Raw genomic sequence first — 18474 nt, 5'->3', positions numbered from 1 at the left:
AATGAACACCTTACATTATCCACACATTCCCCTTTCGCATCTAATTTAATGCTTATTCTATGTAAAAATCGCATAAAAAAAGAGAACCGACCGATGTCGATTCTCTCATGTGGCTTATTTTTGGAAGTTTGATTTTTCAATCCATTCTTCCAATTTACCTTTAAGAACGTTGAATCCAGGTGCTTCTTCTTGTTTGAAAGCAGGACCTGCATCGCGACGTCCAGCGTTTTTGCGTGGACCTTTCGCGCGTGCTTCACGTTTTGGAGCTTCCTGAGTTGCTTTGATCGAAAGCTTCATTTTTTTGTTAGCTTCGTCGATGTCGAGAACTTTAACAGTTACTTCATCGCCAACTTTTACGTAATCGTTGATGTCTTTTACGTAATCGTGTGAGATTTCTGAGATGTGGACGAGACCTTGTGTTTGCTCGTCAAGTGCTACGAAAGCACCGAAGTTTTGAATACCAGTTACTTTACCAGTAACGACTTGGTCTTTTTCAAAGTTTGCCATAATGTATACACTCCCTAACTAAATTCATCAACTTATAATAACACACTTTTCTTGTATCGTAAAAAATATTTTTGGAATTTGTTTATTTTTTATTTCACGAGGGAACATTTTAGTAGCAAGACTTCAAGTATTCCCCCTGATTCTGCCGAACTTTCCGAGTTCGGCCCTTTTTTTGTTCTTTTACTCAATTGATCTAAAAAACAGATACCGAAAAGTGATGTGAGCGACTTTCACAACGCTCTAATAAAAACGGACAGTCTCGGTCTGCTCGCTTTCCGCGGACAAGCCCTCATGCCGCTTCAGATGCTTCGCATCTTCCAGGGTCATGCCGACTTGTTTTTCCGCAGGAGTCGAGCAGAACCTCACCTGTCCTAGCGTAAAGGAAATATAGAGTAGAAGCAATCATCAATTGATTACTTACAGATCGTCGAATCCATTTGCATCCGTTACTTTCGCATACGAACGTGATTTTTGTTCGAAGAAGTCCGATTTCGTCGCGTTCATCGAATCATCCGAATACGCACGAATCCATGGCATGACGTCTTCGTCGTGCCCTTCATAGAGATCCGACAAACCGATGACGCGAAGACGTTTGTTTGCGAGATATTTAACGTAGTCACGCATTTCACTGACATCAAGACCGTCTACATCACGCAAGACATATTCGCTCCACTCGATTTCAAGATCAACGGCACGCTTGAACGTGTCGTAGACGAATTGTGTGAAGGAACCATCGGCATCGATTTCTGGATGCTCCGACAGGACAGCACGTAACAATTGACTGATGAAGTACGAGTGTTGTAATTCATCCCGTTGAATGTAGCTGATCATCGTCGATGTTCCGACCATCTTTTGGTGGCGCGCTAAGTTATAGAAGAAGGCAAAGCCTGAATAGAAGTTGATTCCTTCAAGAACGATCGAAGCAACGAGCGATTTCGCAAAGTTTTCTGGAGTCCGGTCATTTTGGAAATCTTCATATAAATCAAGAATGAATGCATTACGCTTCATGACCATGTCATCGTCTTTCGCGATATCGAAAATCCGGTTTTGTTCAGCCAATGGAACTAAGCTGGATAAGACGTAGCTGTACGATTGATTATGAACGACTTCCTGTTGCGCAACGATCGCAAGAATCGCATGAACCGATGAATCCGATGTGAACATTGCCGATTCCAAGATATAACGTGTCTGAACCGAGTCAAGAATCGAGAGTAGCCCGATGATTCGTTTGAAGGCATCCTGTTCCCGTTCGCTCAGTTGATTCCACTGTTGCATGTCCTTCGACATTGAGATCTCATCTGGAATCCAGAAGTTCGATAATAGTTGTTTGTAGATCGAATAAAACTGTGGATACGCAATGTCGTTCCAGTTGACGATGGCACTCGTTTCGCCACCGATGATCGCTGTCGCGCGATTCGGATGACGTGCATCAAGCAGTTTGATTTTTTGTAGCTGTTCCATGTGCTTCGACTCCTTCTTGCTGTAATTGAAGAATGGTCCGTTTCGTCCATTCCTTGACGAGATGTGGGCGATTGCGTGGTGACTGTTCGATTTTCAACAGTTCTCCGGCAAGCGGTACCCCGAATTTCGAGAGATGATAGGCCATCTCATCCACGGCGCGACAATATTTGACGAACATCTTGTCCCCTGTTCCAAAAACAGCTGCCTGCGGAATCGCATGCGAACTCTCCTTCAGAACGGTTCTAAGGCAGTCGCGCATATCGTCGGGTAATTGCCCATCTCCCCACGTATACGAACCAAAATAGACGATATCATAAGGCATTAACTGATACGTCGTCACTTCGTCCGCAAACAACATCGTCGGCTCGATTCCCATCTCAGAACACGTCTTCGCGACGAGTTCTGCCACCTCCTCTGTGTTTCCACTCAATGACGCATATACGATTGCTGCCTTCATGATATCGTCCTCCTTATCTTATGATGAACACGATTCACATTCGTCGATCTCAACCGTCGTCGAACGCGTGTAGTAGATCGTCTTCATCCCGAGTTGCCATGCTTCCATGTGCATCTCGAGTAATTCTTTCGCCTTGACGTTATTTTTCACGTATAAATTGAAACTGATCGCTTGGTCGATGTGACGCTGACGCGAAGCATTTTGACGAATACTCCATAGCTGGTCAATCTCAAACGCTGATTTATAGAACCAGTTCGTTTCCGGTGTTAAATCTGGAACAGTGACTGGAATCTTATAGTTTTTCTTCTCTTCCGAGTAGACTTTTTTGTAGATTGGATCAATCGATGCCGTACTACCCGCAATGATCGCCGTCGATGAGTTCGGTGCGACTGCCATCAAGTAAGCATTACGCATTCCGTACGCCGTGATGTCGGCTTGGAGACGATCCCAATCGAGTTCATCCGTCGTTTTATAGTGGCGACGTTTGATGTACTCTCCTGTTTGCCATTCTGAACCTTCGAAGAGACGATACGCGCCCTTCTCTTTCGCAAGTTGCATCGACGCATCGATCGTCAAGTAAGCGATTTTTTCGTAGAGACGGTCTGCATATTGTACCGCTTCGACCGATTCCCAACGGATGCCTTCGAGTGCAAGCAGATGGTGCCAACCGAACGTGCCAAGACCAACGGCACGGTATTTTTGATTCGTCAATTGTGCTTGCGGAACATCGATCGTGTTCAAGTCGATGACGTTATCAAGCATCCGCATCTGAATCGGAATCAATCGCTCGAGGACGTCAGAACGAACTGCACGTGCAAGTGCAATCGATGACAAGTTACAGACGACGAAGTCTCCTGGTGTCTTCGTGACGATGATTTTACCGTCTTCCGTGTACTCTTCCGTCACGGTCGTCGGGCTCATGTTCTGCATGATTTCCGAGCAAAGGTTTGACGAGTAGATCATCCCTGCATGTTTATTCGGATTCGCACGGTTAACGGCGTCACGGAAGAACATGTATGGCGTCCCGGTCTCGAGTTGCGAACGCATGTAGCGTTTGACGAGATCGATCGCTGGAACTGTTTTTTTACTGAGACGTGGTTCGTTGACACACGCTTCGTATCGTTCTGTGAAGCTGCCACCTTGTTCCGTCTCATCGAAGTAATCTTCGAGACTGAAGCCCATGACCGTCCGAATTTCATGTGGGTCAAACAGATGCCAGTCTTCTCGTGCTTCGACGGCACGCATGAAGCGATCCGGTAAGTTAACACCTGTGAACAAGTCATGTGTCCGAAGTCGCTCATCCCCATTGTTGAGCTTCGCGTCTAGGAATTCGAGAATGTCTTTATGCCAGATGTCGAGATAAACCGCAATCGATCCTTGACGCATACCGAGCTGATCGACGCTGACTGCCGTGTTGTTCAACTGTTTCATCCACGGAATGACACCGCTTGAGACACCTTTAAATCCTTTGATATCTGAACCGCGTGAGCGAATCTTACCCATGTAGACACCGATTCCGCCGCCACCTTTAGAAAGTGTCGCCACGTCCGTGTTCGAGTCGTAGATACCGCGTAACGAATCATCGACTGTATCGATGAAACATGAAGAAAGTTGACCGTAAGACTTACCAGCGTTTGAAAGTGTCGGAGTCGCAACTGTCATGTAAAGATTCGACAATGCCCAGTAAGACTCTTTGACGAGTTCTAAACGACGTTCTTTCGGTTCGTTTTGCATCAGTGTCATCGCGATGACCATGAATCGTTCTTGCGGTAGCTCGTACAAGTTTTTGACGTGATCACGTGCGAGGTACCGGTCTGCCAGTGTTCGAAGACCAATGTATGTGAACAAGTGGTCGCGGGATGGATCGATCGTTGCCGACAGTTCGTTGATGTCTTCCTTCGAATACGCATCTAGTAAATGTTTCGTGAAGATGCCGATTTCTGTCAGTTTTTCAATCAGCGTATACAGCGAACCATACCGTTCTTCTGCTGCATATCCGCGATTTTCACCTGCTTCAAGGTATAAACGATTTAAGTAAGTCGCTGTCGCTACGAATGTCCAGTTCGGCTCTTCTGCCTTCAACATATCGAGTGCGTGCATCGTTAACAGTTCATAGACTTGATCGGCTTGTAGGGATTTTCCTTCAAGCGCTCGGATGGCACGTTCAGTATAGCGGTCGATATCAAGTTCCGGATACGATTCCGTTGCTTGTCTAATCACGACATATACGTCTTCTATTGTCATTGCACCCTTAAAGATGCGTGCTGTATTCAGTGGAGATGCCACTATGAACCACTCCCATTCTCTATCGTTAAACAGGTTCGCATTAGACGATGAAATACGCTAAACTAAAAAAAGACGTCCTACATATAGAAAGGACTCTACAAGTATCACTCTATATATAGACGTTTTAGCCGTTTTTAAACCTGTTAATGTACAAGATATAGGTTATCACTGAAATTCAAAAAAATAACCCCTTGCTTTGAAATTCAGGTCAAACAATTTGAAAAAGGCATCATGACGCCTTTTGAGATATATTGAGATAGCGAGTAAAATGCATTATAAGGTCAAATGAACCGTTAAAATAAAGATGGTCCATTTCTCCTACTAGAAGAAAAATATTCTCTTCGAATTTTCTGATATACTGAACGTATCGATCTTCCGTCTATCAGGAAGAAGGATTCCATCCATCTATCACGAAAAGACGGCATATACGTATGTACGTTGAAAGGAGCTTACCTCATGCAAGTCGATTACACACCAAATCCGAATTCCGTCAAAATTACGCTCGAAGAACAGCGCTTCGGTGCTAAAAGTACGAGTGTCAAAAAAGAAGATACACCTGAAGATGCGTTGCTCGCATCATTGATCGCCCTTGATGGCATCGACAATCTATTCGCTTACGGCGACTTCGTGACGGTTACGAAAGAACCAGAAGCAGAATGGAACGAACTGCTACCACGCATTGAAGCAAACATGTAAAAAACAAGAAGACACCTGTTCCTGGACAGGTGTCTTTGTTCAAGGAGCGATCACTGATGCCAACCGTATCCATCATCATTCCGACGTACAATCGTCCTCGTGAACTAGCAGAAGCGCTAGAAGCATTGACGCGTCAACACTATCAAGACTTCGAAGTCATCGTCTTAAACAATAATGGAGACGATGTCTCAACAGTGACGGCTGCGTATCAGGACCGTCTTCAACTGACCTATGTCGAGTTACCTGAAAACCATCATGTTCGTGCTCGAAATCATGGTGTCACGCTCGCTTCCGGTCGGTATATCTTACTTCATGACGATGACGACCTCTTATTACCGAGTCACCTCGAAGAAGCGGTCGGCGATCTCGAAGCTGGTGCCGATCTCACCTATATGGACGCGGAGCTCTTTACGTATCGCTGGGAAGGCGATCACCGGATCGCACTTGATTCTGAGCCGTTCGCGTATCCGTACGATCCGGAGACGATTCGAGAAGACTCGACGTATATTCCGTCCGGGTCGCTCTATCGTAAATCGCTCCACGATCAACTTGGTTCGTTTGACGAAGACGTCTTCAACTATTGGGACTGGGACTGGATCTTACGCGTCGGCAAGGATCATTTAATACTGCACCCAGCGCGCGCGACCGTCTTATATGCTTTTAATCCGTCGGGTAATCATGAGTCCGCGCGTCAGGATGCAGCGCGACGCGTCTTTTTCGAACGCCTCGTTGAAAAACACCAACTTCCGACAACTGAAATGAAGAACTTCCATATCGTCCAGGCTGAGCGACGCGCACGATTGCGCCAGACCCGCCGTACCTTCAACGGTCAATTGACAGAAAGTGAGTGATCCCATGTACACTGAAAAACAACTCGAATTATTAGCATTATTGACACAGAACGGTCCGATGGATGTGAACTTGCTCGCTCAAATGCTCGACTGGGAAGCGTCAGAAGTAGCGGCTTCAATCGAGACATTCAAACGTGACGGTGTCCTACTCGGCTATACCGCCGTTATTGACTGGCAAAAGATTCATGCCCATCATGGCGTGACAGCTTTCATCGATGTCAAAGTCACACCAAAACGGGGACGCGGCTTTGATGAAGTCGCGGAGCGGATCCATCGTTTCCCGGAAGTAACGTCCCTTTATCTGATGTCAGGTGCATACGACTTGCAAGTCGTCTTAGATGGCAAGTCGTTACAAGAAGTCTCTCAATTCGTTTCTGAAAAATTATCAACGCTCGACTCCGTCATCTCGACGACGACCCATTTCCGCTTGAAGACCTACAAGCACGATGGTGTCCTCTTCAGTCAGGATGATGACGACAAACGATTGAAGGTGTCTCCATGAAGTCTCTATCTGAACGTGTCGAACAGCTAGCCCCATCCGGCATCCGTCGTTTCTTTGATTTAGCAGGATCGATGGAAGACGTCATCTCCCTTGGTGTCGGCGAACCTGATTTCGTCACGCCATGGAATGTTCGCGAAGCGAGCTTCGCAGCACTCGAGCAAGGCTATACAGCGTATAGTGCCAACGCCGGTTTACTCGAGTTACGCCAGGAAATCGCGCTTTACATGCAAGAAAAGTTCGCCATCTCCTATTCGACGACGGAAGAAATCATCGTCACGACCGGAGCCTCGGAAGGACTTGATCTCGCTTTTCGTAGTTTGATCAATCCAGGAGATGAAGTCATCGTCGTTGAACCGGCGTTCGTCTCGTATGCCCCTTTGATTGAACTCGCTGGAGGCATTCCTGTCGCCGCTGCGTGTCATGCAGAAGACGGTTTTGCGATTCAACCGGAGACGATTGAGCAACTGCTGACAGATAAAACGAAAGCGATCATTTTCTGTTTCCCTTCGAATCCGACAGGCTCGACGATGTCGCGCGATCAATTAGCGGACCTAGCGTTACTCGTCCAAAAGCATGATCTATATGTCATCAGTGACGAGATCTATGCCGAACTATCCTACGAAACGGAAGCGATTTGCTTTGCGACCCTTCCCGGAATGCGAGAGCGGACGATCATCATCAACGGCTTCTCGAAAGCCTTCGCGATGACAGGCTGGCGGCTTGGTTTCACTTGTGCGCCACCTGCCATCACGCAATCCATGCTGAAAGTGCATCAATACGGAATGATGTGTGCCCCGACCCTTGTCCAGTTCGCGGGAATTGAAGCACTCCGTTCACGTCATAAGACGGTCCCTGATATGGTGACGAGTTATCGCCAACGCCGAAACTACTTCGTCAAGGCGTTAAATGATGCGGGACTTCCGACACATCTGCCGGGCGGTGCTTTTTATGCCTTCCCGTACATCGGTCACACTGGATTAACGAGTGAAGAATTCGCAGAACAGTTGTTACTGGCTGAACGCGTCGCCGTCGTGCCAGGATCCGTCTTCGGAGCAAGCGGTGAAGGCTACGTTCGGGCAAGTTACGCGAGTTCGATTGAGCAACTGCAAGAAGCGATCGCTCGGATTCAGCGCTTCATGAAAAAATGGCAGACTCAGGATGAAACGGCATCGTCTCATTCACACTAAAAATAAGCCGCCTGCTCGTTTGAGCAAGCGGCTTATTTATTTAATCGACATAAAGAACGAGGAACATCCGATGATCGTCTTCTGCGTGATACGGCGAGATTGGACCGAGTTGTGGCGCAAAGACTTCCAACCGATACGGTGAATCCTTGAAGTCAAGCGGTGTCCGCTCTTTGATCAAGCGTCCCATTTCGTCCGCTAGTTCTTTCACTTCAACCAAACTACGTGAGCGTTCCATCGGTGCTTCGAAGACGAATGCCTCGATTCCCTCAATCGACGCACATCGGAGGAAACGCCGGAGTGACGGCAATGCTGCTTCCATGTTGTCCTCGATCGTTTGGTTATCCTCGTACACAGGGGCTCCCCAGAGGCGCGCCTCACTTCCTGTCGCACTCCGGAAATGATCAATCGTCTCTTCCGTGATGGGATCACGCGTCAACGCGAAGCGTGTTTTATCCCGCTTCAGATTCTTTTCATTCGTCCGATCGATTTCTGCCAGCAAATCAAGTTGAAGTGGTCGTGCTAACCGAAACAGTTCGCGTTGCAGACGTGCTAAGGAATGGCCAATCGGAACAATCGTGTCTTTCGCTTTCGGCGGTTTATCGCCTTCATACCCGTTCATGACACGTGCGATTTGTCCGGCCTCATGCACGAGTCGATAAAACGAACCGTCCTGATCATCATTTGCTGTCCCGAGCGTCTCGTGCTGTGCTGCAAGATCCGCCACGTATTGATTCGCAAGGCAGGTCGAGATCATCAAGACATCAACAAGCTCTGAGCGAAGGGCTTCTAAATCATTTTGTTCCAGTGCTTCTCCGACCTCACCGACTTCTTCCGTCAGGCGTGCGAGACCAGATAGTGGTCGAAAATAACCGCCGAGTGAGCGGATCGTCGCATCAACCTTTTGTTGCAGTGTCTTCATCTGTTCCATCTGTCTGACCCTCCACGATTGCTTGGCGTACGTGCATTTCTGTCTCTTGTTTGACGCGTTGCGTAAACGCCTGATTTTTCTTCCATTCTCGAATTCCGACAGATGTCACAGCAATCAACGCAGCAAATAATCCGATTTCTCTTTTACGCATCGCTTTCTCCTCCTTTTGAATGACTCGTTCCCTACCTAAACATGATATGATGATATCAATTCTACATAATCCAGTAAGAGGTGTTGCTTGTGTCGACTGAACGTCTTTGGCAAATGGCCCGGTTCTTGACGGTGATCTTCGCCTTCGTAGCTGTTGGATGGTTACTCATCCGCCTCTCGTCCATTTTGTACCCGTTTGTCTTTGCGTTTCTGCTTGCTCTTTTCAGCCGTCCGCTCGTCGATTTCTTTCAAAAGCGGTTACGGATTAATCGTGGATGGGGTGCGTTATTGTCGATCATTTTGATCAGTGGTCTATTGATCGGTTCCCTCGCCTTGATCATCATGCAGTTGATTCGCGGTCTTGTATTTGTCGCCAATCAATTACCCGCACAAATTCAAGAATTGAGTCTGTATTTTCAAAAGCTGTACAACGAAAAACTGGCACCGATTTGGAACGATGCGTCTGAAGCTTTACGTTCACTAGAACCATCCCAACAAAATACGGTTCAAAACAGTATTCAATCGCTCGGTAGTTCACTTGCGAGTGCGATTGGAGAGGGCTCAAAAAGTGTTGCGATGATGCTTCAAGCCGTTCTCGCGACCCTACCGTCGATCGCGTTGATTTTTGTCATCGTCTTACTCGCTTGGTTTTTCATCGCAAAGGATTGGCACCAGTATGAGATGCGGTTGAAACGCTACGAGATGCTTCCTTGGTTCGCTCGTTTCGAATCCGTCTTCTTGAGTTTACGCTCCGCCTTGTTCGGCTATATCAAAGCACAATTCACTTTGATTACAATCACGTTCTTCATCGTCCTGATCGGTTTGTTCATCATTGGTGTCGAGCATCCATTTGCAGTCGCGTTTATCGCTGCCTTCTTCGACATTTTACCGTATCTCGGTACAGGTTCCGTCTTCCTGCCTTGGATCGCTTACTCCTTGATTACCGGAGATACGACACTTGCGATTGGTCTCGGGATTCTATACGCGCTCGTCATTCTCCAGCGCAACATCATGGAACCGAAAATCGTCGGCGACAACATCGGGATTCAACCCATCACGGCATTGATCGCACTGTTCGTCGGGATCAAATTCTTCGGTGTCTTCGGACTGATTCTCGGACCATTGATCGCTGTCATCTTAAAAGCACTCTACAACGCCCAGATTTTCCATTATATTTGGGACTTCGTCAAAGGATCACCCACACCATTTCGGTGAGGGTGATTTTTTGGGTAGAGCTGCATATAACGGATATCCTTCCGTGTCCACCGGTCGACTCGCCGGTAAGTAATCACACGGAAAACGGGCGCCCGTCGCAAGCAAACAAGCGTCGAGCCAATCATCGATCGCAACATGCGACTGACGCTGTTCCCATAACGGTGGACAATCAAAACGCTTAAGCAATTCGATTCGTTCCGCAATGCCTTCGGTCGTCTTCTTTGAAAAACGTGCCGGATGACCGGCGAGTCGCGCGAAACAGACTTCCGGATGGGCTTCAATCATCTCACTCCGATAGGCATGACGGACTTCTCGAATTTTCGGTAATAGATACCACGCTTGTTTTGAAAGCCCGATCCCCGCATGTTGTTTCGCTAAATCATTTGCTTCCATATAGGTTGAGGCTGTCAGCGCACTGAGAAACGGGGCATTAAAGACACTGCTCGTTCGCCCAGGGCGTAATTCCTGTCGCAACAGTTGATCCGTTTCGCGTCGTCCTTCCGTTAAACCAATCGGCATATCTACCCAAATCCGGTCAGCTCTAGGAATATTGGCAAGTGTCGGTTCGACCGATCCCGTATAACGACCGTTTTCGTACATAACGACGACCCAGCCTGCCTTTGCCGCATCAATTCCGATGACGATCATTCGTCTTCTCCCGGAAAGAACGGAGTAGTGATAAGACGGTGAAGATACCAATGAACGTCGCGAGACCGAGCGATAGACGATCGCGTGCATCCAAATACCAGACGACGGCAAGAATCGTCAACAAGACGCCGAGTAGATTCCAGCGTCTCATTTTTCTTGCTCGACGAATCGATACAGACTACGAACCATAACGCCTGTCGCTCCTTTTGGACCAATCTCAGACGCTTGATTCTGTTCCGATGTTCCCGCGATATCGAGATGTAGCCAAGGTGTGTCACCGACGAATTCTCCGACGAACGCACCACCGAAGATCATATGTCCCATGCGTCCCGGTGAGTTGTTCAAGTCTGCGACTTCCGAACGGCGGACTTGTTTGATGAACGCATCAACATATGGCATTTGCCAAACCATCTCATTCGTTTCTTTCGTCACCTGTTCAAAGCGTTCGTAAAGTGACACATCGTTCGTCAACGCACCAGTGATTTCTGTTCCAAGCGCGACAAGGACACCACCTGTCAACGTTGCGAGATCGATGATCGCTTTAGGTTGATACTCTTTGACGTACGTGACTGCGTCAGCAAGGACAAGCCGTCCTTCCGCATCCGTGTTCAAGACTTCGATCGTTTTTCCTGCCATCGATGTGATGACGTCGTCCGGTTTGAAGGCATCCCCGGAAATCATATTGTCCGTTGCCGGAATGACACCGATTACGTGAACATCTGGCTTCAGTTGACCGAGTGCTTCGAATAAGCCGAGAACCGCTGCCGCTCCCCCCATGTCGCCTTTCATCCCAACGATCCCATCTTTCGGTTTGATGGAATAACCACCTGTATCGAATGTGACGCCCTTCCCGACGACCGCGATCGGTGCTTCTGCTGATCCTTTATATTCAAGGACGATCAATTTCGGTGGAATGACGGATCCTTGGTTGACGGCAAGCAAGGCGCCCATCCCGAGCGCTTCCATCTCTTCCTTATCGATGATCCGGAGATCATGCCCATGACGCTCCGCGATGAAACGTGCTTCGTCCGCAAGCGCTGGCGCCGTCAAGAGATTCCCTGGCATCGTTACGAGACGACGCGCTAAGTTCGTCGCTTCGCCTAAAGCTGTTCCACGAAGGACGGCTTCGTCTTCAGAAGGTAAGACCGTCAGATGTAACGTATACGCTTTCGAAGGCGACGTCTTATAATGTTTGACCTCATATGTAGCGAGGGTGAATGTCTCAGCAATCAGCTCGACTGGTTGTCCTGGGAATGTCGTTGCATCAACTGTGACATGTTCTAAGCGACGCGCTTTGACGTGTTGTGCTGCTTTTCCGAGTAAGCGACGTAACTCATCTTGCGAGAGTTGATCGACTTTCCCGAGCCCGACGAACAAGACACGTGCCACGTCTCCCGATAATGTCGGCAACAGTCGGAGTTCTCCGCGTTTCGTTGAGATATCACCTTGGCGAACCCACTCTTCTAATTTGTCACCATACAGTGCTTGTAACCGTTCATCGAGCGGTTGATTTCCAGAAATCCCGACAACGAGTACGTCTACGGATTGATTCGTTTGCATATAAAACTCCCCCTTTGACTAGTATCTATTAGTATGAAGTGTTTTCAGTCATTTTCCAACTGATAGCCTCTCGACTGACCGCAAACGCTTTCACTGCTTCTGTTCGACAATTTGTCGAAATGCTTGGTTTCAAACAATTGTTGCCCGTTTCACAATATGATAGGATTAAACGGGTGAAATGTTGAGACACTTCAAGAAACGATGCGTTTGCTGTTCCGGGAAATGTCTACGTTTTCATTCAAGGGAGAGTGCGCAGAAGGCTCGTTAAGAGAGAGGCGTTTATGGGTATCTATAGATAGCTAAGAAACGAAGTCGTCGCGTTAAAAAAACTTACTGAAAAGAGGGTAATGCACATGGCACAACATATCAAGGGAATTGGCGCTTCTGCAGGGATCGCGATTGCAAAAGCATTCGTGATGGAAACACCGGTCTTTGAGATTCCATCGCACAAAATCGAGGATGCAGCTGCGGAAAAAGAACGTTTCCAAGCAGCAATCGCAAAATCGAAGACGGAACTCGAAGTCATTCGTGAAAATACCTTACAAGAATTAGGTCCAGATAAAGCGGAGATCTTCTCGGCTCACCTTCTCATCTTAGAAGATCCGGAAATCGTCAGTCAGGTGAACGCAAAAATCGAGGATGAGCAAGCAAATGCTGCAAAAGCACTCGATGAAGTCGCGAACATGATGGTCATGATTTTCGAATCAATGGATAACGAATACATGCGCGAGCGTGCAGCAGACGTTCGTGACGTCACAAAACGGACGATGGCTCACCTTCTCGGTATCACGTTCGTCACTCCAGCTCAAATCAATGAAGAAGTCATCATCATCGCAGAAGACTTGACTCCTTCAGATACAGCTCAATTGAACCGTAAATATGCTAAAGGTTTCGCAACGAACATTGGTGGCCGGACATCGCACTCTGCCATCATGTCACGTTCACTCGAAATCCCAGCAGTCGTCGGTACAAAAGTCGTCTTGACAGACGTGAAACACGGCGATCTTCTCATCCTTGACGGTGCTGAAGGTGACGTCATCGTCAACCCAAGCGAAGAGCAAGTGGCTGAGTATGAAGCAAAACGTGCAGCATACATCGCACAAAAAGAAGAGTGGAAAAAACTCAAGAACGAAAAAACAATGACAGCTGACGGTCATCACGTCGAGCTCGCTGCAAACATCGGTACACCAAACGATGTCAAAGGCGTTTTGGATAACGGCGCAGAAGCAGTCGGTCTCTACCGTACGGAATTCCTCTACATGGATGCAGAGACATTCCCAACGGAAGACGAGCAGTTCACAGCTTACAAAACGGTTCTCGAATCAATGGGCGATAAAAAAGTCGTCATCCGGACACTCGATATCGGTGGCGATAAAGAATTGTCGTACCTTGATCTCCCACACGAGATGAACCCGTTCCTCGGTTACCGTGCGATTCGTCTCTGTCTCGATCAAACAGACTTGTTCCGTACACAATTACGCGCACTTCTTCGTGCGAGTGCATACGGCAAACTCGCTGTCATGTTCCCGATGATCGCAACGATCGAAGAGTTCCGTGCTGCAAAAGCACTTCTCCTTGAAGAGAAAGCAAACCTTCAAGCTGAAGGCGTTACGGTATCAGAAGACATCGAAGTCGGTATGATGGTCGAAATCCCAGCAACAGCGGTCATGGCTCGTCAGTTCGCAAAAGAAGTCGACTTCTTCTCTGTCGGAACGAACGATTTGATTCAATACACGATGGCAGCAGACCGGATGAACGAAAAAGTATCATACCTGTACCAACCGTTCAACCCAGCGATCTTGAACCTCTTGAACAACGTCATCACTGAAGCACACAAAGCAGGCAAATGGGTCGGCATGTGTGGTGAGATGGCAGGAGAAGAATTGGCACTTCCAATCCTTCTTGGTCTTGGTCTCGATGAGTTCTCGATGTCAGCATCATCTGTCCTTCGCGCACGTAGCTTGATGACACGCCTCAACAAATCAGAGTGTGAAGCAATCGTTGAGCAAGTACTCGATATGGATACGGCAGAAGAAGTCGTCGACTTCCTCAGCACGACTTTCGATATCAAAAAATAAGTTCTGTCAGACGAATCTGGAGCAATCCAGGTTCGTCTTTTTTTGTCTAATTCAACAAAAAACAACGCCCCTTTTTAATAAGAAAGAAGACGTTGTTAAAACAGTGGTTATTGAGCTTGTTTCTTCTTCGCTGGCGTTGCTTGTTCCGACAGAATCGGACGCTCGTTCCCCATCAAGAAGATAAAGATGACACCGAGTACTGCTGGAATCAACGCCCAGAAATAGACGGTTGAGATTGATTCTGCAAGCGACGTCTTGATTGCTGTCGCAACTTCTGGTGGCATCTTCGCAAACGCATCAGCCGTTGGGAACTGTCCACCGGACGGCGCTCCGCCTTGCGGCAACCGATCCGTTACAGCCGACGTGAACGTCCGTGATTGAATGATTCCGAGAACCGTGACACCAAGCGTCATCCCGATTGTCCGGAATGTCGAGCCCATCGAGGTCGCTGCGCCCCGACGTTGCATCTCGATGCCATTGATACTCGCTAGATTCAACAGAGAGAAACTAAACCCGACACCGAAGCCAAGAATGATCATATAAATCGTTACCGCTGTCCGCGATGTCTCAAGCGTCATCGTACTAAGGAGATAGACACCGAGTAGGAAGAAGACCGCTGAGACGATCATGACGTTCCGGAATCCAAACTTGTTCGGCAACTGTCCACCAAGTTGCGCCGAGATGACTGAAGCGATCAACATCGGCATCAGGATCAGACCGGAGTTCGTCGCACTGCCACCAAAGACACCTTGCACGAAAATTGGAATGAACACACTCGCCGAGATGAAGACGAATCCATAAAAGAACGCAACGCCCTGTGTTGCTGCAAATAAACGACGGCGGAACAGGCTGAACGTAATGACGGGATCTGCAGCACGTCGTTCAGCAAATGCGAAGGCAACGAACGCGACGAGTGCTGCTCCGAACAGACCAAGAATTTGTGGCGAAGACCACGCATATTCTTTTCCACCCATTTCAAGTGCGAGTAAGAATAACACTAGTCCAGCGACAAGCGTCAAGGCACCGACATAGTCGATTTTCTGCGTCCGGTGCACCGGTGATTCCTGATAGAAGACCGTCACGAGACCAAGGGCAATCAAACCAAGTGGAATATTAATGTAAAACACCCAGCGCCAGTCGAGGGAGTCCGTCAATAACGCCCCAAGCAATGGTCCGAAGATACTCGAGATACCGAAGACTGCTCCGAACAACCCACTGACTTTCCCCCGTTTTTCCGGTGGGAAGATATCAAAGATGATCGTAAAGGCAATCGGCATCAACGCCCCACCACCAAGCCCTTGCAAGGCACGATAGGCAGACAATTCAATGATCGAGTCTGCCATTCCACACAAGATACTCCCTACCATGAAGAGGAGCATTCCAAAGAGGAAGAAGCGTTTTCTTCCATACATGTCACTCAGTTTACCGAAGATCGGCATCCCAGCAACGGTTGCGATCATGTAAGCCGACGTGACCCATGCATACTGATCAAACCCATTCAGTTCACTGACGATCGTCGGCATCGCTGTCGCAACGATCGTGTTATCCATCGCCGCGACTAAAATCCCAATCAATAATCCGATGACGACAGGTGTCGTATTCGTTTTTGTTGTAGTCGAAGACATCGACGCACCTCATTTCTCAAAAAATTAGCTAACTCTTATAATAGCTAACTCATTGTATCATCATATGTGCAAAATCTCATTATCAAATGTGCTCTATGATCATTTCATACAAAAAAGACGGATCGCTCAGGGCGATCCGTCGCTTTTCTTCTTTACTCTACTCGATACGAAATCGCTTCTCCGGCTTCGACCGTCCGTCCGACATCAACGTCGACTTTTCGATCGCCGCTGTTCGTGACGATGATTGGCGTCAGTAATGATGGTACGAGTGGTCGTACTTGTTCAAGGTCGACATTGAGAAGTGGTGTACCCGGTTCGACACGATCGCCGGCTTTCGCCAACGCCTCGAATCCTTTTCCTTCGAGTGACACCGTATCAATACCGATGTGGATCAGGATCTCATCTCCATTATCCGCAAGAATACCGATCGCGTGTTTCGTTGGGAAGAACGTCGTAATCTCACCAGAAACCGGAGAGACGACATATCCTTCCGTTGGTTCGATTGCATATCCGTCACCCATCATGCGACCGGAGAAGACTTGGTCCGGTACATCATCGAGAGAACGAATGATACCGCTTAGTGGTGCAACATATCCATCTTCAGGCACGTAAGCCCCGCCACGATCCCCAGCGAGTGGACCGGTATCTGCTGTAGTTCCAGAAGTGCGCGCTTCGTCTCCCGTTGGTACTTGTGGAATTGGATCGGCTTCCGGTGTTTCTTTTGGTTTATAGTTTGGATCTTTCATGATGTCTGCCATCTCTGTCTTGATCCCGTCGGATTTCGGTCCAAAGATCGCCTGGACGTTATCTCCGACTTCAAGAACACCGGCAGCGCCAAGTTCTTTCAAGCGGTCCTTGTTGACGCCTGATTTATCATTGACCGTAATCCGAAGTCGTGTGATACAAGCATCTAAGTGTTTAATGTTTGATGGACCACCGAATGCTTGTAGAATTTCATACGGTAGATCGCCTGCTTGTGCCGTGGAGGTAGCGGCACCTTCTTTAATCGCTTCTCGTCCCGGAATCTTTAGATCAAACTTCGTAATGACGAAACGGAATCCGAAGTAATAGATGACGGCGAAGACAAGACCGACTGGAATGACGAGCCACCACGAGGTGCGGTTCGGTAGAATCCCGAATAACGTGTAGTCAATCAATCCACCGGAGAACGTCATCCCGATCTTGACGTTCAGTAAATCCATGATCATGAATGAAAGACCAGCAAAGACGGCGTGAACGGCAAACAAGAGTGGTGCAACGAATACGAAGGAGAACTCGACTGGCTCCGTGATCCCAGTCAAGAAAGAAGTCAACGCAGCTGAGAAATAGAGACCTTCGACGGCTTTACGACGATCTTTTGCAACGGTGTGGTACATCGCAAGACAGGCTGCTGGCAGACCGAACATCATGAATGGATATTTCCCGGTCATATATGTCCCTGCCGTAAATGGTACACCGTCCTTCAACTGTGCGAAGAAGATCCGCTGATCCCCGTTGATGATCGTTCCGGCTTTATCCGTATATTCCCCGAACTGGAACCAGAAGCTTGAGTACCAGATATGGTGAAGACCAAACGGAATCAACGAACGTTCGACGAGTCCAAAGATGAACGCAGACAACGGTTCGTTCGCTTCGATGATTGTTTTCGAGAACGTATTGATACCTGTTCCAATCGGTGGCCAAATGTACGATAAGGCAAACCCGGCGACAAGACTAAATAAGGCAGTTGCAATCGGAACAAAACGTTTCCCTGCGAAGAATCCGAGGAAATCAGGCAGTTTGATTTTAAAGAATTTATTATAACTGTACGCTGCTATCAAACCGGCAATGATCCCTCCGAATACCCCCATTTGCAAGGTCGGTATCCCGAGGACCGTCGCATACGACAAGTCACTCGCTTTCTGTGCTTCCGTGATTTTTTCTGGTGTGATCTGTAAGAATGAACTGATGACCTTGTTCATGATCAAGAAACCGACGATCGCTGCTAGACCGGCAACCCCTTCCCCATTCGCAAGACCAATCGCGACCCCGACGGCAAACAGTAACCCGAGGTTCGCAAAGATGATATCACCCGCATCCTGCATGACTCGCCAGATGACGACTAGCGAATCGTTCTCGAGGAACGGTAAATATTGCGTCAAGTTCGGATTTTGGAACGCTGTCCCGAACGCGAGCAACAGCCCCGCTGCCGGCAAAATCGCTACCGGTAACATCAGGGCCTTACCGATCCGCTGTAAGACACCAAACACGTTTTTCCACATGCGTATATTCCCTCCTTTTTTTAAACAAACTACTTAGTTCATACCCTAAAATATTCTAGCGC

At 48.0% G+C, this 18474-nt stretch carries 17 protein-coding genes; 6 read left to right on the top strand and 11 right to left on the bottom strand.

Annotated features, from left to right (window positions below; translation table 11 throughout):
- Window positions 1–114: 114 nt before the first annotated feature.
- From yugI to ITJ88_RS02495, 4 genes are all read right to left on the bottom strand, one after another.
- Window positions 115–507, bottom strand: a complete 393-nt coding sequence (gene yugI / locus ITJ88_RS02510; protein ID WP_012371159.1) for a S1 domain-containing post-transcriptional regulator GSP13 — start codon at window positions 505–507, stop codon at window positions 115–117.
- Window positions 508–924: 417 nt separating this feature from the next.
- Window positions 925–1968, bottom strand: coding sequence for a ribonucleotide-diphosphate reductase subunit beta (locus ITJ88_RS02505; protein ID WP_195864587.1), 1044 nt, complete (start codon window positions 1966–1968; stop codon window positions 925–927).
- Entirely contained in the window at window positions 1937–2425 is a 489-nt protein-coding gene (locus ITJ88_RS02500) for a flavodoxin domain-containing protein (protein WP_023469116.1), read from the bottom strand. The genes ITJ88_RS02505 and ITJ88_RS02500 overlap by 32 nt, the downstream gene beginning before the upstream one ends.
- An 18-nt stretch (window positions 2426–2443) precedes the next feature.
- Window positions 2444–4711 carry a ribonucleoside-diphosphate reductase subunit alpha gene (locus tag ITJ88_RS02495; protein ID WP_195864586.1) on the bottom strand — a complete coding sequence of 756 codons (2268 nt, stop codon included), beginning with the start codon at window positions 4709–4711 and terminating at the stop codon, window positions 2444–2446.
- A 456-nt stretch (window positions 4712–5167) separates the two neighbouring features.
- On the opposite strand from ITJ88_RS02495, the gene ITJ88_RS02490 reads away from it, so the two are divergent.
- From ITJ88_RS02490 to ITJ88_RS02475, 4 genes are read left to right on the top strand one after another with little or no spacing between them, the layout of a single operon-like run.
- Entirely contained in the window at window positions 5168–5407 is a 240-nt protein-coding gene (locus ITJ88_RS02490) for a NifU N-terminal domain-containing protein (RefSeq protein WP_023469118.1), read from the top strand.
- Window positions 5408–5463: 56 nt separating this feature from the next.
- Window positions 5464–6258, top strand: coding sequence for a glycosyltransferase family 2 protein (locus ITJ88_RS02485; protein WP_195864585.1), 795 nt, complete (start codon window positions 5464–5466; stop codon window positions 6256–6258).
- A 4-nt stretch (window positions 6259–6262) separates the two neighbouring features.
- Window positions 6263–6760 (top strand): Lrp/AsnC family transcriptional regulator, encoded by a 498-nt coding sequence (locus ITJ88_RS02480; RefSeq protein ID WP_035406085.1) that lies wholly within the window; start codon window positions 6263–6265, stop codon window positions 6758–6760.
- Window positions 6757–7947 carry an aminotransferase gene (locus tag ITJ88_RS02475; protein WP_195864584.1) on the top strand — a complete coding sequence of 397 codons (1191 nt, stop codon included), beginning with the start codon at window positions 6757–6759 and terminating at the stop codon, window positions 7945–7947. The genes ITJ88_RS02480 and ITJ88_RS02475 overlap by 4 nt, the downstream gene beginning before the upstream one ends.
- A gap of 40 nt (window positions 7948–7987) precedes the next feature.
- Here ITJ88_RS02475 and ITJ88_RS02470 read toward each other — a convergent pair whose 3' ends face one another.
- Complete coding sequence (locus ITJ88_RS02470; RefSeq protein WP_230088508.1) at window positions 7988–8875, bottom strand: MazG nucleotide pyrophosphohydrolase domain-containing protein; 888 nt, start codon at window positions 8873–8875, stop codon at window positions 7988–7990.
- On the bottom strand, window positions 8841–9026 hold the full coding sequence (locus tag ITJ88_RS02465; RefSeq protein WP_195864583.1) for a hypothetical protein: 186 nt from the start codon (window positions 9024–9026) through the stop codon (window positions 8841–8843). Before ITJ88_RS02465 ends, ITJ88_RS02470 begins: the two co-directional genes overlap by 35 nt.
- Before the next feature lie 89 nt (window positions 9027–9115).
- Between ITJ88_RS02465 and ytvI the strand changes: the two genes are divergently transcribed.
- Window positions 9116–10240: a sporulation integral membrane protein YtvI gene (gene ytvI / locus ITJ88_RS02460; RefSeq protein ID WP_195864582.1), complete on the top strand. Its 1125-nt coding sequence runs from the start codon at window positions 9116–9118 to the stop codon at window positions 10238–10240.
- On the opposite strand, the gene ITJ88_RS02455 is transcribed toward ytvI, so the two are convergent.
- Genes ITJ88_RS02455 through ITJ88_RS02445 form a run of 3 tightly spaced genes read right to left on the bottom strand, consistent with a single transcriptional unit; the run spans window position 10220 to window position 12448 of the window.
- Window positions 10220–10888, bottom strand: a complete 669-nt coding sequence (locus ITJ88_RS02455) for a DUF429 domain-containing protein (protein WP_195864581.1) — start codon at window positions 10886–10888, stop codon at window positions 10220–10222. The two genes, ytvI and ITJ88_RS02455, sit on opposite strands and share 21 nt — an antisense overlap.
- On the bottom strand, window positions 10869–11039 hold the full coding sequence (locus tag ITJ88_RS02450) for a hypothetical protein (RefSeq protein ID WP_195864580.1): 171 nt from the start codon (window positions 11037–11039) through the stop codon (window positions 10869–10871). Before ITJ88_RS02450 ends, ITJ88_RS02455 begins: the two co-directional genes overlap by 20 nt.
- Window positions 11036–12448: a leucyl aminopeptidase gene (locus ITJ88_RS02445; RefSeq protein WP_195864579.1), complete on the bottom strand. Its 1413-nt coding sequence runs from the start codon at window positions 12446–12448 to the stop codon at window positions 11036–11038. The genes ITJ88_RS02450 and ITJ88_RS02445 overlap by 4 nt, the downstream gene beginning before the upstream one ends.
- Window positions 12449–12801: 353 nt before the next feature.
- Between ITJ88_RS02445 and ptsP the strand changes: the two genes are divergently transcribed.
- Window positions 12802–14526: a phosphoenolpyruvate--protein phosphotransferase gene (gene ptsP, locus ITJ88_RS02440; RefSeq protein WP_023469128.1), complete on the top strand. Its 1725-nt coding sequence runs from the start codon at window positions 12802–12804 to the stop codon at window positions 14524–14526.
- A gap of 107 nt (window positions 14527–14633) precedes the next feature.
- Here ptsP and ITJ88_RS02435 read toward each other — a convergent pair whose 3' ends face one another.
- Both ITJ88_RS02435 and ptsG read right to left on the bottom strand, forming a co-directional pair.
- Window positions 14634–16151, bottom strand: a complete 1518-nt coding sequence (locus ITJ88_RS02435) for an MDR family MFS transporter (RefSeq protein ID WP_195864578.1) — start codon at window positions 16149–16151, stop codon at window positions 14634–14636.
- 152 nt (window positions 16152–16303) lie between these two features.
- Window positions 16304–18412, bottom strand: a complete 2109-nt coding sequence (ptsG, locus tag ITJ88_RS02430; protein ID WP_023469130.1) for a glucose-specific PTS transporter subunit IIBC — start codon at window positions 18410–18412, stop codon at window positions 16304–16306.
- Window positions 18413–18474: the final 62 nt, after the last annotated feature.

The sequence above is a fragment of the Exiguobacterium abrahamii genome (assembly GCF_015645365.1).
Lineage (GTDB): Bacteria > Bacillota > Bacilli > Exiguobacteriales > Exiguobacteriaceae > Exiguobacterium_A > Exiguobacterium_A abrahamii.
Note: the sequence above shows the minus strand (reverse complement) of the source record. Positions and strands in the feature narration are given on the sequence as shown.

Coding starts and splice junctions, on each gene's coding strand:
- yugI (WP_012371159.1), bottom strand. CDS start 507: ATGGCAAACTTTGAAAAAGACCAAGTCGTTACTGGTAAAGTAACTGGT.
- ITJ88_RS02505 (WP_195864587.1), bottom strand. CDS start 1,968: ATGGAACAGCTACAAAAAATCAAACTGCTTGATGCACGTCATCCGAAT.
- ITJ88_RS02500 (WP_023469116.1), bottom strand. CDS start 2,425: ATGAAGGCAGCAATCGTATATGCGTCATTGAGTGGAAACACAGAGGAG.
- ITJ88_RS02490 (WP_023469118.1), top strand. CDS start 5,168: ATGCAAGTCGATTACACACCAAATCCGAATTCCGTCAAAATTACGCTC.
- ITJ88_RS02485 (WP_195864585.1), top strand. CDS start 5,464: ATGCCAACCGTATCCATCATCATTCCGACGTACAATCGTCCTCGTGAA.
- ITJ88_RS02480 (WP_035406085.1), top strand. CDS start 6,263: ATGTACACTGAAAAACAACTCGAATTATTAGCATTATTGACACAGAAC.
- ITJ88_RS02475 (WP_195864584.1), top strand. CDS start 6,757: ATGAAGTCTCTATCTGAACGTGTCGAACAGCTAGCCCCATCCGGCATC.
- ITJ88_RS02470 (WP_230088508.1), bottom strand. CDS start 8,875: ATGGAACAGATGAAGACACTGCAACAAAAGGTTGATGCGACGATCCGC.
- ITJ88_RS02465 (WP_195864583.1), bottom strand. CDS start 9,026: ATGCGTAAAAGAGAAATCGGATTATTTGCTGCGTTGATTGCTGTGACA.
- ITJ88_RS02455 (WP_195864581.1), bottom strand. CDS start 10,888: ATGATCGTCATCGGAATTGATGCGGCAAAGGCAGGCTGGGTCGTCGTT.
- ITJ88_RS02450 (WP_195864580.1), bottom strand. CDS start 11,039: ATGAGACGCTGGAATCTACTCGGCGTCTTGTTGACGATTCTTGCCGTC.
- ITJ88_RS02445 (WP_195864579.1), bottom strand. CDS start 12,448: ATGCAAACGAATCAATCCGTAGACGTACTCGTTGTCGGGATTTCTGGA.
- ptsP (WP_023469128.1), top strand. CDS start 12,802: ATGGCACAACATATCAAGGGAATTGGCGCTTCTGCAGGGATCGCGATT.
- ITJ88_RS02435 (WP_195864578.1), bottom strand. CDS start 16,151: ATGTCTTCGACTACAACAAAAACGAATACGACACCTGTCGTCATCGGA.
- ptsG (WP_023469130.1), bottom strand. CDS start 18,412: ATGTGGAAAAACGTGTTTGGTGTCTTACAGCGGATCGGTAAGGCCCTG.